Raw genomic sequence first — 14,791 nt, forward strand, 5'->3', positions numbered from 1 at the left:
TCGAGCACGGTAGCCAACTCGTGTGGCTGCTGTGAAGGTTGATGTTCGATATGTCCGATACATTTTCGTGACCTTGGCGACTGAGTGGGGAGTCGCCCAGGGGCCGGCGCCGTGCGACATCGCAGCGGAGTGGCCCGGTCGCGCTGTGTCGCCGGTGTTGCCGCGAAGTCGCTGCCCAGATCGCCGCCGGAGTCGTATCCCGATGCGGCCGCGGGCTGTCACTGCGGCGGCCTAGACTCGTAGAGCGATGAGCAGCCTCTTTGACGACAGCTTCCTGGCGGACCTCCAGCCCAGCGCGGAGCAGCACCCGCCACCGCCCGAGGACTCGGCCCCGGAGGAGATCCCGGACGATCTCTTCCAGGGTGCGTTCGACGTGCCTCCGGCCCGGGACCCGTACTACCGCGACGGCGCCCCGCGCACCGTCGTGGATCCTGCCGCCCTGCTCGAGGGGCTGAACGAGCAGCAGCGTGCCGCCGTCGTGCACACCGGGTCGCCGCTGCTCATCGTGGCAGGGGCGGGGTCCGGCAAGACCCGGGTGCTGACCCACCGGATCGCACATCTGCTGGGGACCCGCAGTGTGCACCCCGGCCAGATACTGGCGATCACCTTCACCAACAAGGCCGCCGGCGAGATGAAGGAACGCGTCGAGCAGCTCGTCGGCCCGCGCGCCAACGCCATGTGGGTCATGACCTTCCACAGCGCGTGCGTCCGCATCCTGCGCCGGGAGTCCAAGAGGCTCGGCTTCACCTCGTCGTTCTCGATCTACGACGCCGCCGACTCCAAGCGCCTGATGGCACTGGTCTGCCGCGATCTGGACCTCGACCCGAAGAAGTTCCCGCCGAAGTCCTTCAGCGCGAAGATCTCGAACCTGAAGAACGAGCTGATCGACGAGGAGACCTTCGCCGACCAGGCTGCTGGGGGTACCTCCCAGGACGGAGGCGCTGGGGGAGGTTTTGAGAAGACGCTCGCCGAGGCCTACCGCATGTACCAGGCAAGGCTGCGCGAGGCCAATGCCCTGGACTTCGACGACATCATCATGACCACCGTCCACCTCCTCCAGGCCTTCCCTGATGTCGCCGAGCACTACCAGCGGCGCTTCCGGCACGTGATGGTGGACGAGTACCAGGACACCAATCACGCTCAGTACACGCTCGTACGCGAGCTGGTGGGGACGGGTCACGAGGACCTGCCGCCGGCCGAGCTCTGCGTCGTCGGCGACGCCGACCAGTCGATCTACGCCTTCCGCGGCGCGACCATCCGTAACATCCTCCAGTTCGAGGAGGACTACCCCGACGCGACGACGATCCTGCTCGAACAGAACTACCGCTCGACGCAGACGATCCTCTCCGCCGCCAACGCCGTCATCGAGCGGAACGAAAGCCGCCGGCCCAAGAACCTGTGGACGAACGCCGGCGCCGGCGCGCAGATCACCGGCTATGTCGCGGACACCGAGCACGACGAGGCGCAGTTCGTTGCCGACGAGATCGACAGGCTGACGGACGCGGGCGACGCGAAGGCCGGCGACGTCGCCGTCTTCTACCGTACGAACGCCCAGTCCCGTGTCTTCGAGGAGATCTTCATCCGGGTCGGGCTGCCGTACAAGGTCGTCGGCGGAGTGCGCTTCTACGAGCGCAAGGAGGTCCGGGACGTCCTCGCGTATCTGCGGGTCCTCGCCAACCCCGAGGACAATGTTCCGCTGCGCCGGATCATCAATGTCCCCAAGCGGGGTATCGGCGACCGCGCGGAGGCGATGATCGACGCGCTCGCGCTGCGCGAGAAGATCACTTTCCCGCAGGCGCTGCGCCGCGTGGACGAGGCGTACGGCATGGCGGCCCGCTCCGCCAACGCCGTCAAGCGCTTCAACGTGCTCATGGAGGAGCTGCGTACGGTTGTCGACTCGGGCGCGGGTCCGGCGGTGGTGCTGGAGGCGGTCCTCGAGCGGACCGGATATCTCGCCGAACTGCAGGCGTCCACCGACCCGCAGGACGAGACCCGTATCGAGAACCTTCAGGAACTGGCCGCCGTGGCGCTCGAGTTCGAGCAGGAGCGCGGCGAGGAGGACGGCGCGGGCACACTCGCCGAGTTCTTGGAGAAGGTGGCTCTCGTCGCCGACTCCGACCAGATCCCGGACGAGGACGAGGAGGGGGCCGGTGTCATCACGCTGATGACGCTGCACACTGCCAAGGGCCTCGAATTCCCGGTGGTGTTCCTGACCGGCATGGAGGACGGCGTCTTCCCGCACATGCGCGCCCTCGGCCAGGCGAAGGAGCTGGAGGAGGAGCGGCGGCTGGCGTACGTCGGAATTACGCGCGCCCGCGAGCGTCTCTATCTGACACGGTCGTCGATGCGCAGTGCGTGGGGTCAGCCCTCGTACAACCCGCCGTCGCGGTTCCTGGAGGAGATCCCGGGCCGCCACCTGGAGTGGAAGCGGACGGGCCCGATGGCCGCGGCCGCCGGTCCGACGTCCGGCATCGCCTCGTCGCTGTCGTCGTCGCGCTCGCGGTCGGGCGGCGGTGCTTCGGGATTCGCCACGCGGCGTACGAGCGACAAGCCGGTGATCGCGCTGGTGGTCGGCGACAGGGTCACGCACGACCAGTTCGGTCTGGGGACCGTGGTGGAGGTGAGGGGCTCGGGCGCGGACGCACAGGCGACGATCGACTTCGGGGACACCAAGCCGAAGCGGCTGCTTCTGCGGTACGCGCCGGTCGAGAAGCTGTAGCCGGCTTCGGCGTTACGTCGGTGGTCGCTTCGGCTGAGTCGCCGTTACGACGCACTGGCGTTACGCCGCGCTGTTGTTGCGTCGCTCCCTCGTTACGCCGCGCTTTTGCTACGTCGCGCTGTTGTTACGTCGGGTCGAGGCCGTGGCTGCGAAGCCACGGCAGCGGGTCGATCGCCGAGCCGCCGCCCGGCCGGACCTCGAAGTGGAGGTGCGGTCCGGTGGAGTTGCCGGAGTTGCCCGAGTATGCGATGACGTCACCGGCCTTGACTGATCCGGAGCGGATCTTGGTGCTGCTGAGGTGGCAGTACCAGGTCTCGGTGCCGTCGGGTGCGGTGACGATGGCCATGTTGCCGTAGGCGCTGTTCCACTGCGTACGAACGGTGCCGTCGGTCGCGGCCATCACCTCGGTGCCGTACGACACCGGGAAGTCGATGCCGGTGTGCACGGACATCCAGTTGACGCCGGCCTGGCCGTAGTACGCGCTCAGGCCCTGACGTTCCACCGGCAGTACGAACTTGGGGCGCATGGCCTCGCGGCGCTTGGCCTCGTCCTCGCGCTTCTTCTTCTCCGCCTCCTGGCGCGCCTTGAGATCGAGGCGTTCCTGGGTGCGCGACGCACGGTCGCCGAAGTCGCGGGCGTCGGCGCTGAGAGCGGCGAGCTGCGTGTCCATCTTGTTGTTGGCGGCGACGGGCTTCACTGAGGCCGGATCGGCGGCCGCCAGACTGGTCGTGTCCTTGGTGTCGCTGTCGCTGCCGGCGAGGCCGCCGACGGAGGCGGCAGCGATACCGGCGACGCCCATGACGCAGGCGGAGGGCACGGCGACAGTGAGGAGCGCCGAGCGCTTGGCGGGGGTACGGCGGCGGCCTCGGCTTCCGCCGGAACGGCGGACCGGGCGGGGCGTGACGGGTGCGACGGGGGTGAGGGCTTCCGGCTCGAACTCGCCCTCGGGGTCGAGTTCGGCTGCGGGCTCGGCCTCGGTGTCGAACTCCGTCTCGAACTCGAACTCGGCGTCGATGCCGGTGTCGGCCTCGTCGGCGGTGCCGTGCTGAGGCTCCGGCTGGAAGTGGGCCTCGGCCTGGAGGTCCGGCTGGTACTCGGCCTGGAGGTCCGGCTGGTACTCGGCCGGGCTGTCGTAGCCGGTCTCGTATCCGGCGTCGACCGTGAACTCGGGCGCCGGGCTGAACTCCTGCTCCGGCGTGAACTGTTGTGGTACGTGGGCCTCCGCGCCCGTGTTCCAGGCGGTGGCGTCGTACGAGCCGGTATCGAAGGCGGGCGCCGCCCACTGTCCGGTCGCGTCGTAAGCGAAGGTGGCCGCGGCGGTCTCGTACTGACCGGTCTGCGCGGTCTGGTTCCAGGCGCCGGCGTCCCACTGGCCGGTGGCGTCGTACTCACCCGCCGTGTCGTACTGACCGGTGGTTTCGTACTGGCCGGTGGTGTCGTGCTGCCCGGCCGTACCCCATTGGCCCGTGGTGTCGTACTGGCCGGTGGTGTCGTACTGACCCGTCATGTCGTACTGCGGGAATTGCTGCGTCTGCTGAGGCTGTTGTGCCTGCTGCGTGGCGTAGACGTCGTAGCCGGCGGTCTGATGAGACCCGGTGTTCCATTGGCTGCTGTCGTGCTGACCGCTGTGGCCCGCCTCGTAACTGCCCGGAAGGGCGCCGAAGAGGGGATCGGCGTCGAAGCTGCCAGTGGAGTACTCGTCGTATCCGACGTACCCGGCGTGGGCGTGCTGGTCGTTCACCAACTTCTCTCTCGCCTCGGCAGCAGGACCTGGTTTCCGGGGCCCGGGAGAGCGGGGGAGCCCCAGAGGGAAAGCAGTGGCGCGACTGTACCCGGCGGTATGCGACGGCGACAATCTTCGGCAGGTTTTAGGCAATCAGGAAACGGGCATTCGGCCGTCTTTCGGGGGACTGCGGGCACAGCTTTGGCCCTACGTTCGAAAAGTGTTCGACATTGGCTGTCCGGCCGGACGCTGAATCGGGCGCCGAATCAGGCGACGGAGGCGGCTCCCGAAGTGCCTGCCGCCGACTCGCTCGATTCGAGCGCCTGGCGGATTCCGGTCGCGACGGCGGAGTGGACGGGAAGGGCGAGATGCCCGATTCCGCTGACGCGCACGTTCTGCGCGATGAGGTCCGGGTGGTCGATGCAGGCCGTCTCGACCGGGACCATCACCTGGTCGAGGTCGCTCCAGAAGCTGACGAACCGGGTACGGCAACCTGGTGCGGGCGCGCGCAGCTCCTCGAGCACGGCGGATCCCGGACGCATCTGGCGAACTATGGGATGCGCGCTCGCGAGCGGGGCGACGGTGGTGCCCGAGTGCGGAGTGCCGAGCGTGACCAGGGTGCGTACCCGCTGGTCACCGCCGAGGCACTGCACGTAGTAGCGGGCGATCAGGCCGCCGAGGCTGTGCCCGACGATATCGACCTCGCGGTGTCCCGTACGTGCGCAGATCTCCTCTATGTGCCGGCCGAGCAGATCGGCGGCGGCGCGGATGTCGCACGTCAGAGGGGAGTAGTTGAGGCACTCGAGATGGCGCCAGCCGTGCCGGGCGAGGGAGCGGCGGAGCAGGACGAAGACGGAGCGGTTGTCGACGAAACCGTGGAGCAGGACGGCGGGCGGGTGCGACAGGCCCGTGCCGGTCGGCAGGGTCGCGGTGTGGGGCGGAAGCTCGGCGCTACTCGGTCCGGGGTGGTCGGAGGCGGGGCGGTCGGGGGTGCGGCGCTCCGGGGTGAGGCCGGAAGGGTAGAGGAGCAGATGCCCGGCGAGGATCGCCAGCTCGAGGGCGGTGGCCCGCAGCAGCGCGGCCGAGATCCTTAGGTGTCGCACGGAGCGCAGACACAGCGGAAAGGGCAAGACCTTCATGGCCGACCTCCCGAATGGCACGCTGGAGACGGCTCCGTCCCCCGTTGTGCCCTCATGGGGCGCCGCTCAGGCTCTTGTACGGCTCTGTGCCCGTGCCGGGCCGGTGTCGAAGGGGTCGCAGCACCGCGCCGTGCGGCTGACGGCGCGGTGCTGCGACGACCCTGTAGCGGCTCCCCGTGCGACCTCCCCGCGCGGCTTGTGTGCCGCGTGATGCGGGTACGACGCATAGCGAACATGTCCCATGTGTGATTTCCCCCTCGCTATCCACCGTGAAACGGCGGGTTGCGGGATGCTGGAGATAACGTTCGTTCACTTGCCCGGACCTTGGTCGGTACGGGACCCGTGCCCGTGGCGGCGCAGTCGGTATGTGGAGGCAGTGATGGGTGTGACTGGTCCAATCCGCGTGGTGGTGGCCAAGCCGGGTCTCGACGGCCACGATCGCGGGGCCAAGGTGATCGCGCGGGCCCTGCGCGACGCCGGTATGGAGGTCATCTACACCGGGCTCCACCAGACCCCTGAGCAGATCGTGGACACGGCGATCCAGGAGGACGCCGACGCGATCGGCCTGTCCATCCTGTCCGGGGCGCACAACACGCTGTTCGCGAAGGTGATCGAGCTGTTGAAGGAGCGCGAGGCGGAGGACATCAAGGTGTTCGGCGGCGGCATCATCCCGGAGGCGGACATTGCTCCGCTGAAGGAGAAGGGCGTCGCGGAGATCTTCACGCCGGGAGCGACGACGGCGTCGATCGTCGACTGGGTCAACGCGAATGTCCGCCAGCCTGCGGAAGCGTGACCGACGCGGGTGACTGTTGCCGGGTGCGGACCCCTATTGCCCGGGCCCGGGTCATCCGGCTCCTTGCAGGTGAAGGCGAGGCGTGTTGCCCGGGCCGGGTCTTGCCGGGTGCGGTCTCCGGCGCCCGAGGCCTGCTTGGCCAGCGACCGCCTCACCGGAGCGGCGTAAAGCTGCCGCATGGCGGGGCACGGGGTGTCAGCCGCGCGGTCTGGCGCAGCTACCTCCGGCCCGTGCCCATGGCCCCGCACCTCCGAGCATGCCCAGCGGCCCAGCGGCCCAGCGGCCCAGGTGCCCGTGGCCCGGCCCGCGCCCCGCTGGTCCCGTATCCCTGCCCCGGCCCCTATTCCGCCGGACCCCGCAGCTCCGCCCCCATCGTCGCGCGCAGCCGCAGCGTCGAGACCAGGCGCTGGAACGCCTCCGACCAGTAACCGCCCGCGCCCGGTGACGCTCCCTCCGGCTCGTCGGGCGTGGCCGTGAGGATCTCCAGGCGGCCGGCCTCCTCCGGCGCCAGGCAGCGCTCGGCCAGGCCCATCACTCCGCTGAAGCTCCACGGGTAGCTCCCCGCGTCCCGCGCGATGTCGAGCGCATCGACCACCGAACGGCCCAGCGGCTCCGACCACGGCACCTGGCAGACCCCCAGCAGCTGGAACGCCTCCGACAGCCCGTGCGCAGCGATGAATTCCGCGACCCAGCCCGCCCGTTCACCGGCCGGCAGCGCCGCGAGCAGCTTCGCCCGCTCGGCGAGCGACGTCGTGCCGGGCCCGGTCTCCGGTGGGGTGCCCGGTGGGCCGAGGAGGGCCCGGGACCACTCCGCGTCCCGCTGCCGCACCGCCGCCCTGCACCACGCCGCGTGCAGCTCGTCCCCCCAGTCGTCGGCGACGGGCAGCGCGACGAGCTCGTCGGCCGTGCGCCCGCCGAGCCGCACCGGCCAGGTCGCCATGGGCGCCGCCTCGACCAACTGGCCCAGCCACCAGGATCGTTCGCCCCGTCCCGACGGCGGATTCGGCACCACGCCGTCGCGCTGCATATCGGCATCGCACTCGTGCGGCGCCTCCACCACGATCGCCGCGTCGGCTCCGTCACCACTGCGGTCCAGGCTTATGCACGAAGCCGCCCGCGCCGCCATCCGCCCGGCGAGCGCGGAATGCGGCAGTGCCGAGAGCAACTCGGCCGCCGTGGCGCGGACATTGCGGCTGCGGTCGGAGAGGGCCTTTTCCAGGAACGCCTCGTCCGCGTCGGACAGTCCCGTACGCAATGAGTCCAGGAACATCAGCCGGTCCTCGGCACGCTCCGTGGACCAGGTCGCCGCCAGCAGCGCCAGCGCCTTGTCCGCGTCGTGCGCCCGTACGGCGGCCAGCAGCGCGACCCGCTCGGCGAACAGCCCTTCCTCCCAGAGGCGTCGGACGGCCTCCGCGTCATCCGTGTCCAGCGTGGGGCCGCCGGACGCGCCGCGCAGCGCGAACTTCCACTCCGGGTTGAGCCGGGCGAGCCACAGCCCGCGCGGCCCGGCGAAGGTGAGAGCCTGCGGGCGCAGATCCGTACGCGCACGGGCCGCGTCCAGCAGTGCGGGCAGCACGGACGCCGGCGCCTGGTACTTGTGATCGTTGGCCGCGGCCAGCCACTGGGGGAGCAGTTCGGTCAGATCCGGCGCCGTACCGCGCCGCCCCCCGGCGGACGGGGCGGACCGGTCTGCCAGCAGCTGGGCGAGCCGGCGCCGGGCGGGCGGGGGCAGCCGCGGCCGCGCGTCGTGCGGCGCGGGCTCAGGTAGAGCGGCGGCGGGTGCGGGCAGCAGTCCCGCCCTGCGCCGTACGGTCTGCACGGCCGCGGCGTCCAGCAGCCCGGCTGGCGCGTGCTTGCCCGGTGTCAGGACTTCGGCCGGCGGCGTACGGCGGTCGGTGCCGAGAAGAGCCGAGGTGACGAGCTCTTCCCAGAGTGAGGTGCTGGTGGTGCCAGTCATGGGTCCTCCGTACGTTCAGATGAGCGGGACCGTCTCCGACCCGTCCTCGGACCAGGCGGCGAGCGGCGAGAAGCCCTGGTGGCCGCACTCGCCGAAGACGGTGACCGGCCCGCCGCCGGAGAGCGCCACGAGCTTCAGCAGCCCGGAGCGGGCGAGCGCGGCGGGCGCGATGGGCAGCGCGGTCCCGCCGTCGCCGTCCGCCAGTTGCCACCCTGGGCTCGTGGGGACGGGTATGACTCCGCTCAGAGTCACCGGCCAGGAGTCCAGCCAGGGATCGTCCCGCAGCGCCCGCCCGTACGCATCGAGGGCCGCCGCGGTACACCCTCCCGGCGGAGGTGACGCGATCGCGACGGGGGCGCCGAACTGCTCGCCCAGGTCCGCCCGCAGCTGCCCCGCGCCCGCGTACGGAGTGAGCTCCGCGTCGATCGTCAGCCCCACCGGAAGCGCCTGCTGCGGGGACCGGCCTGCCGCGCCGAAGGAGAGCAGCAGCGCCGCGCGCCCGGATTCCCACCCGTACAGCCAGATGCGGCGGGTGGTGATTTTGCCGTCCGAGGAGTCGTACTGGGCCAGGATCAGCCAGCGGTCCCGGACCGGCGGGCCCGCGGCCGGCGAGGTGAGGCCGACCCGGGTGCGGACCGTTGCTGCCAGCGGCTCCGGCAGCCGCTCGATGCCCAGCCAGGCCGCGTCCAGCAGATGGATCAGCGCGCACTCCTCCAGCAGCCGCACCGGCCAGCCCGGCCCGGAGCCCGGGATCGTGCCCAACTCCCGCACCCGCGCGGCCAGGCCCGGTGCCTGCGCGTCGACCATGCGGGCCGCGGTCTCCTCCCACAGCCCGTACCCCGACTGCTCGGCCGCGGCCAGGCCGCCGCGCAGCAGATCCGCCAGCCGCCGCTCCAGCTCCGTCGCTCCCGCGGTGATCCGCCCCGCCCGGCGTTCGGCCCGGCGCCTGGCCGCCTCCGGGTCGGCGGACTTCGCGGACTGTCCCGTGCCCGCTTCGCTCTGTTCCTTGTCCGTGGCGCGTTTTCGGCGCCCTTCCAGCCACTCCTCGGCCCAGTCCGGGGTCGTGGAGTCCCGTACCGCCTCCTCGTCCGCCGCCCAGAGCAGCAGCAGCCCCAGCGCGTGCTTGCACGGGAACTTCCGGCTCGGGCAACTGCACTTGTAGGCGGGGCCCGTGGTGTCGACAACCGTCTGGTACGGCTTGCTGCCGCTGCCCTTGCACAGGCCCCAGACGCCCCCCGAGCCGCTGCTCCCCGCACCGGACCACGGCCCGGCCGCGCCGAGTTTGTTTCCCGCTCTGCGTGACGCGTCGTCAGGAGCCAGAGCCAGCACCTGTTCCGACGTCCAGCGCACCCCCTGCTGATTCATGGGAACGACGCTACGGGCCACCACTGACAATCGGCTCCGACCTGCGGAAACGGTCGATTGTCAGTGGCATGGTGCACGGTGGAACTCACATCGGGTCGAACGATCTGGAACCGATCTGGAGGGGGATCCATGACCGTGTCCGAAACCGGCGCAGCCACCGGCGCCGAGGCCCTGCGGCCGCACGCCGAGGATGCTTTCGCCGACGAGCTCAAGACGCTCGCCGCGGCCGACGACCGGCCGCGGCCGGCCAGATGGCGGCTGTCGCCGTGGGCCGTAGCCACCTATCTGCTCGGCGGCACGCTGCCCGACGGCACGGTGATCACACCCAAGTACGTGGGGCCGCGCCGGATCGTCGAGGTGGCCGTCACCACTCTGGCCACCGACCGGGCACTGCTGCTCCTCGGCGTGCCGGGCACCGCCAAGACCTGGGTCTCCGAACATCTCGCCGCGGCCGTCAGCGGCGACTCGACCCTGCTCGTGCAGGGCACGGCGGGCACGCCGGAAGAGGCGATTCGCTACGGCTGGAACTACGCGCAGCTGCTCGCCCACGGCCCAAGCCGGGACGCGCTGGTGCCGAGCCCCGTCATGCGCGCGATGTCAGAGGGCATGACCGCTCGGGTCGAGGAGCTCACCCGTATCCCCGCGGACGTGCAGGACACTCTGATCACGATCCTTTCCGAGAAGACGCTGCCCATCCCTGAGCTGGGGCAGGAGGTGCAGGCGGTCCGCGGGTTCAATCTCATCGCCACCGCCAATGACCGCGACCGCGGGGTCAACGACCTCTCCAGCGCGCTGCGCCGCCGGTTCAACACCGTCGTGCTGCCGCTGCCCGCCACACCGGAGGCCGAGGTCGACATCGTGTCGCGCCGCGTCGACCAGCTGGGGCGCTCGCTCGATCTGCCGGCCGCGCCGGAGGGACTGGAGGAGATCCGCCGTGTGGTCACCGTCTTCCGGGAGTTGCGGGACGGGGTCTCGGCAGACGGTCGCACCAAGCTCAAGTCGCCCTCGGGGACGCTCTCCACGGCTGAGGCGATCTCCGTGGTCACGGGCGGTCTCGCGCTCGCCGCGCACTTCGGGGACGGCGTGCTGCGCCCTGGTGATGTGGCGGCCGGCATCCTCGGCGCGGTCGTACGCGACCCGGCGGCGGACCGGGTCATCTGGCAGGAGTACCTGGAGACGGTGGTCCGAGAGCGCGACGGGTGGAAGGACTTCTACCGCGCCTGCCGCGAGGTGAGCGTATGACCGGCCCCCTGCTGCTTGGCGTCCGCCACCACGGGCCGGGCTCGGCACGGGCGGTGCGGGCCGCGCTGGAGGCGGCGTCGCCCGCGGTCGTGCTGATCGAGGGACCGCCGGAGGGCGACGCGCTGCTGGCGCTCGCCGCGGACGAGCAGATGCGCCCGCCGGTCGCCCTTCTCGCGCACGCGGTGGACGACCCGGGGCGGGCGGCGTTCTGGCCGCTGGCCGAGTTCTCCCCGGAGTGGGTGGCGCTCCGCTGGGCGCTCGGACGCGGGGTTCCGGTCCGGTTCATCGACCTCCCCGCGGCGCATTCGCTGGCGCCGGCGGCGGAGGAGGAGTCGGCGAGCCCGGAAACCGCCGACGGCGAGCCAGGTCCACCTGCCGGGGCCGAGCCGCCCGAGGGTGGCGGTGCCGGGGCTGGTGCACCCGGAGCGGGGGCGGACAGCGTCGACCCCGGAGGCCCGGGGCCGGTCGGACCGAGCGGGGTCGCACCGCTTTCGGGCCAGCCGCCCGAGGGCGGCGGTGCGGGGGCCGCCGGGGGTCCGGAGGCAACACCGGGAGCGGCCGGGCCCGCAGGAACCCTGGCGCCCGACGGGGGGACGCCCGGTGCGCAGGGTGGCGACGGCGCGGGGCCGCACACGGTCGGGCCCGAGCACGAGCGCGGTGCGCCCGACCCCAGTGGGCTGCGGATCGATCCCATCGCCGTGCTTGCCGAGACGGCCGGATACGACGATCCCGAGCGGTGGTGGGAAGACGTCATCGAGCATCGCGGTACGGCAGCCCACGCGGCGGACGCCCGCGCGCCCTTCGCCGCACTCGGGGACGCCATGGCCGCGCTGCGCGAGACGTACGGGCACGGCGGACACGACCGTGATCTCGCCCGCGAGGCACATATGCGGATCCAACTCCGGGCCGCGCGGAAGGAGTTCGGAGACGAGGTCGCCGTCGTCTGCGGCGCCTGGCATGTGCCCGCGCTCGAGGAGAAGACCACCCTCGCGGCCGACAAGGCCCTTCTCAAGGGGCTGCCCAAGGTCAAGACCGAGATGACCTGGGTGCCCTGGACCTACCGCAGGCTCGCCCGGCACAGCGGATACGGCGCCGGCATCGACTCGCCCGGTTGGTACGGGCATCTCTTCGGCGTGGCCGACCGGCCCATCGAGCGCTGGATGACCAAGGTCGCCGGGCTGCTGCGTGACGAGGACAGGCTGGTCTCCTCCGCCCATGTCATCGAGGCCGTACGGCTCGCCGAGACTCTCGCCGCCATGCGAGGCCGGCCCCTCGCCGGGCTTACCGAGACGACCGACGCGATACGGGCCGTGATGTGCGAGGGCTCCGACGTGCCGCTCGACCTCATCCGGGACCGGCTCGTCGTCGGGGATGTGCTCGGCGAGGTGCCGGACGCCGCGCCCGCCGTGCCGCTGCAGCGTGACCTGACCCGGCTTCAGCGAAGCCTGCGGATCAAACCGGAGGCGCTCGAGCGGGAGCTGGAGCTGGACCTGCGCAAGGAGACAGACGCGGCGAAGAGCCGGCTGCTGCACCGGCTTCGGCTGCTCTCCATCGGCTGGGGCGAGCCCGTCACAGGGCGGGGGAGCACCGGCACATTCCGGGAGAGCTGGCGGCTGCGCTGGGAGCCGGAGCTCTTCGTCAAGGTGGCGGAGGCCGGAGTGTGGGGCACGACCGTGCTCTCCGCCGCCACGGCCAAGGCCGAGTCGAGGGCGGTGTCCGCCACCGCCCTCGCCGAGGTCACCGCGCTCGCCGAACAGTGCCTGCTGGCCGAACTGCCCGACGCGCTGCCCGTGGTGATGCGGGCGCTGGCCGACCGCGCCGCACTCGACGCGGACGTCGGTCATCTCGCCCAGGCACTGCCGGCCCTTGCCCGCTCGCTGCGGTACGGGGACGTGCGGTCGACCGACACGGTCGCGCTCGGTGAGGTCGCGGCCGGTATTGCCGAGCGGATCTGCGTCGGCCTGCCCCCCGCTTGCACCGGACTCGACGCGGACGGCGCGGCCGGGATGCGGGGCCATCTGGACGGCGTGCACACCGCGATCGGGCTGCTGCCGAAGGGCCGTGAGCTGATCGAACGCTGGGGATCGGTCCTGCATCGGCTCGCGGCCCGCGACACCGTGCCCGGAGTCATACGCGGCAGGGCGGCACGGCTGCTGCTGGACGACGGACGGCTCGAGGAGGACGAGGCCGCACGGCTCATGGGCCTCGCGCTGTCGGTCGGCACACCGCCCGCCGACGCGGCCGCCTGGATCGAGGGTTTCGTCGGCGGTGCTTCCGGCGGCGGAATGCTCCTGGTCCACGACGAGCGCCTGCTCGCACTCGTGGACGCCTGGCTGAGCGGCGTGCCCGCGGACGCGTTCACCGACGTGCTGCCGCTGCTGCGCCGCACCTTCTCCGCCTACGAACCGGGCGTGCGCCGCACCCTGGGCGAGCTGGTCCGGCGCGGACCCGCGGCGGCGTCCGGTCCCGCACACGCCGAGTCCACGATGCCCGGTTTCGGCGCCGGCCTCGACGGGCAGCGGGCGGACGCGGTGCTGCCGGTGCTGCACCTGCTCCTCGGAATCGACGACAACGACCTCGCGGGGGTGGCCCGATGAGCACGGCGACAGAGAACGAGACCGCCGGCGAGAGCGCTGCCGCGAGCGCGAGTGGAACCGGGGGCGAGCGGCTGCGGCGGTGGCGGCTCGTGCTGGGCGGCGACGCCGCCGACGGAACCGGCTGCGCGCTCAGCGGCACCGACGCGGCGATGGACGGCGCCCTGAACGCCCTCTACGGCACCGGCAAGGACAAGGCCGGCAACCGCACCGGCAACCGCTCGGCCGGGCTCGGGGCGTCCGCACCGTCCGTCGCGCGCTGGCTCGGCGACATCCGCACCTACTTCCCGAGCTCCGTCGTCCAGGTCATGCAGCGTGACGCGATCGACCGGCTCGGGCTGTCCACGCTGCTGCTTGAGCCGGAGATGCTGGAGGCCGTGGAGGCGGACGTCCATCTCGTCGGCACCCTGCTCTCCCTCAACAAGGCGATGCCCGAGACGACCAAGGAGACGGCCAGGGCCGTCGTACGCAAGGTCGTCGACGATCTCGAGAAGCGGCTCGCGACGCGCACCAGGTCCACCCTCACCGGCGCACTCGACCGGTCCGCGAGGATCAGCCGCCCGCGCCACCGGGACATCGACTGGGACCGGACCATCCGGGCCAATCTCAAGAACTACCTTCCGGAGTTCAACACCGTCGTCCCCGAGCGGCTCATCGGATACGGACGCGCGTCCCAGTCGGTCAAGAAGGACGTGGTGCTCTGCATCGACCAGTCGGGCTCCATGGCGGCGTCCGTCGTCTATGCCTCCGTCTTCGGCGCGGTCCTCGCATCCATGCGCTCCATCGCCACGCGTCTCGTCGTCTTCGACACCGCCGTCGTCGACCTCACCGACCAGCTCGACGACCCGGTGGACGTCCTCTTCGGCACTCAACTCGGCGGCGGCACCGACATCAACAGAGCGCTCGCGTACTGTCAGTCGCAGATCACCCGCCCCGCCGACACCGTTGTCGTGCTCATCAGCGACCTCTACGAGGGCGGTATACGGGACGAGATGCTGAAGCGGGTCGCGGCGATGAAGGCGTCCGGTGTGCAATTCGTCGCACTGCTGGCGCTCTCGGACGAGGGGACGCCGGCGTACGACCACGAGCACGCGGCGGCGCTGGCGGCCCTGGGCGCACCGGCGTTCGCCTGTACGCCGGATCTTTTCCCGGATGTGATGGCCGCCGCGATCGAGAAGAGACCATTGCCCATATCGGACATGGTGACTCATCAGTAACAGGGGGCTTGCGTCCCCCCGGGAGGCTCGTGCGAGCATCGT

At 71.3% G+C, this 14,791-nt stretch carries 9 protein-coding genes; 5 read left to right on the plus strand and 4 right to left on the minus strand.

The genetic code is table 11. The features are described from left to right. Nucleotides 1–247: 247 nt before the first annotated feature. Complete coding sequence (gene pcrA / locus OG966_RS24855; RefSeq protein ID WP_326652041.1) at nt 248–2,719, plus strand: DNA helicase PcrA; 2,472 nt, start codon at nt 248–250, stop codon at nt 2,717–2,719. 124 nt (nt 2,720–2,843) lie between these two features. Here the strand turns inward: pcrA and OG966_RS24860 are convergent, their stop codons facing one another. Both OG966_RS24860 and OG966_RS24865 read right to left on the minus strand, forming a co-directional pair. Then, entirely contained in the window at nt 2,844–4,460 is a 1,617-nt protein-coding gene (locus OG966_RS24860) for a peptidoglycan DD-metalloendopeptidase family protein (protein ID WP_326652043.1), read from the minus strand. 248 nt (nt 4,461–4,708) lie between these two features. Continuing rightward, entirely contained in the window at nt 4,709–5,581 is an 873-nt protein-coding gene (locus tag OG966_RS24865; RefSeq protein WP_326652044.1) for an alpha/beta fold hydrolase, read from the minus strand. 379 nt (nt 5,582–5,960) lie between these two features. Between OG966_RS24865 and OG966_RS24870 the strand changes: the two genes are divergently transcribed. Continuing rightward, complete coding sequence (locus tag OG966_RS24870; RefSeq protein ID WP_326652045.1) at nt 5,961–6,374, plus strand: cobalamin B12-binding domain-containing protein; 414 nt, start codon at nt 5,961–5,963, stop codon at nt 6,372–6,374. 340 nt (nt 6,375–6,714) lie between these two features. Here OG966_RS24870 and OG966_RS24875 read toward each other — a convergent pair whose 3' ends face one another. Together OG966_RS24875 and OG966_RS24880 are read right to left on the minus strand one after the other, a co-directional pair. Next, complete coding sequence (locus tag OG966_RS24875; protein ID WP_326652047.1) at nt 6,715–8,331, minus strand: DUF5691 domain-containing protein; 1,617 nt, start codon at nt 8,329–8,331, stop codon at nt 6,715–6,717. 15 nt (nt 8,332–8,346) lie between these two features. After that, complete coding sequence (locus OG966_RS24880) at nt 8,347–9,696, minus strand: SWIM zinc finger family protein (protein WP_326652049.1); 1,350 nt, start codon at nt 9,694–9,696, stop codon at nt 8,347–8,349. Between the two features lie 129 nt (nt 9,697–9,825). Between OG966_RS24880 and OG966_RS24885 the strand changes: the two genes are divergently transcribed. Genes OG966_RS24885 through OG966_RS24895 form a run of 3 tightly spaced genes read left to right on the plus strand, consistent with a single transcriptional unit; the run spans nt 9,826 to nt 14,749 of the window. After that, entirely contained in the window at nt 9,826–10,938 is a 1,113-nt protein-coding gene (locus OG966_RS24885) for an ATP-binding protein (RefSeq protein WP_326652051.1), read from the plus strand. Then, nucleotides 10,935–13,535 (plus strand): DUF5682 family protein, encoded by a 2,601-nt coding sequence (locus tag OG966_RS24890; protein ID WP_326652052.1) that lies wholly within the window; start codon nt 10,935–10,937, stop codon nt 13,533–13,535. Before OG966_RS24885 ends, OG966_RS24890 begins: the two co-directional genes overlap by 4 nt. After that, nucleotides 13,532–14,749: a VWA domain-containing protein gene (locus OG966_RS24895; protein WP_326652053.1), complete on the plus strand. Its 1,218-nt coding sequence runs from the start codon at nt 13,532–13,534 to the stop codon at nt 14,747–14,749. The genes OG966_RS24890 and OG966_RS24895 overlap by 4 nt, the downstream gene beginning before the upstream one ends. The last annotated feature ends 42 nt before the right edge of the window (nt 14,750–14,791 follow it).

It is taken from the genome of Streptomyces sp. NBC_01750, from assembly GCF_035918095.1.
Lineage (GTDB): Bacteria > Actinomycetota > Actinomycetes > Streptomycetales > Streptomycetaceae > Streptomyces.